The 1,623-nt window shown below is 61.2% G+C and carries 2 protein-coding genes; both read left to right on the plus strand.

Annotated elements, in window-relative coordinates:
- The first annotated feature begins 83 nt into the window (after positions 1-83).
- Positions 84-587, plus strand: a complete 504-nt coding sequence (locus tag ACE04F_RS00850) for an ureidoglycolate lyase (protein ID WP_486104104.1) — start codon at positions 84-86, stop codon at positions 585-587.
- 51 nt (positions 588-638) lie between these two features.
- Positions 639-1,623, plus strand: a 985-nt coding sequence (locus tag ACE04F_RS00855; RefSeq protein ID WP_486104106.1) for a urate hydroxylase PuuD, incomplete at its 3' end; no start/stop codon positions are given.

Consider the following 1,623-nt stretch of genomic DNA (forward strand, 5'->3'; position numbering starts at 1 on the left):
GGTTTGCGGTCAAATGTGGGAGCGAGCCTGCTCGCGATAGCAATAGAACAGACAACAACGAATTCAAGGTTAAGAAGACCAGCATGCGCACACTCAAGATCGAGCCATTGACCAAAGAAGCCTTCGCCCCGTTCGGTGACGTGATCGAAACCGACGGCAGCGATCACTTCATGATCAACAACGGTTCGACCATGCGCTTCCATCGCCTGGCGACGGTCGAGACCGCCACGCCGGACGACCAGGCGATCATCAGCATCTTTCGCGCCGACGCGCTGCAGATGCCGTTGACCGTACGCATGCTGGAGCGCCATCCGCTGGGCAGCCAGGCCTTCATTCCGCTGCTCGGCAACCCCTTTCTGATCGTGGTCGCGCCACTTGGCGATGCACCTGTATCAGGCTTGGTCCGCGCCTTCGTCACCAACGGCAGGCAGGGCATCAATTACCATCGCGGCGTCTGGCACCACCCGGTGCTGACGATCGAAAAGCGGGATGACTTCCTGGTGGTTGATCGCAGTGGCACAGGCAACAACTGCGATGAGCATTTTTTCCAAGAGGATGAGTCACTGATCCTCGCCCCCCACCAATAAGAGAAGGTCCGATCACCCGAAGACAAGGGTGACGGGCGAGAGGTAAAGACTGTGGAAGCACATATGCTGGAATGGCTGAACCTGAGCGTGCGCTGGGTTCACATGATCACTGGCGTGGCCTGGATCGGCGCGTCGTTCTACTTCGTCTGGCTGGAAAACAACCTCAATCGCGTCAACCCCCGGAGCGGCCTGGCCGGTGATTTATGGGCCATCCACGGTGGCGGCATCTACCACCTGGAAAAATACAAACTCGCGCCGCCGTCCATGCCGGACAACCTGCACTGGTTCAAATGGGAAGCCTATTTCACCTGGATGTCGGGCATCGCCCTGCTGTGCCTGGTGTTCTATTGGAACCCGACCGTCTACCTGCTGGCTCCCGGCAGCAGCCTGAGCGGCGCCGAGGGTGTTGCCCTGGGCCTCGGTTCATTGTTCGTTGGCTGGTTCGTCTACTCGGCACTCTGCGACTCGGCACTCGGCAAGCGCCCCGCCCTGCTCGGCCTGATTCTGTTCGTGCTGTTGATCGCCGCGGCCTACGGTTTCAGCAAGGTGTTCAGCGGTCGCGGCGCCTACCTGCATGTCGGTGCCGTCATCGGTACGATCATGGTCGGCAACGTGTTCCGCATCATCATGCCGGCCCAGCGCGCCCTGGTGGCGGCCATCGCCGAGAATCGCACGCCTGACCCGGCGTTGCCGGCCAAGGGCCTGTTGCGTTCGCGCCACAACAACTACTTCACCCTGCCGGTGCTGTTCATCATGATCAGTAACCACTTCCCGAGCACCTACGGCAGCCAATACAACTGGCTGATCCTGGCCGGGATCGCCGTGGCGGCGGTGTTGGTGCGTCATTACTTCAACACCCGCCATGACAGCAACCGGTTTGCCTGGACGCTGCCGGTCGGCGCCCTGGCGATGATCTGCCTGGCGTACGTCACCGGGCCCAAGCCAATGCCAACGGCACCGGAAGTCACCAAGGCTCCCGGCGTGATCGAGTATCAACCGTTGCCGGAAACGGCGGTGGGCGGCGGGGCCAAACCGG

Source organism: Pseudomonas sp. AGC41, from assembly GCF_057334555.1.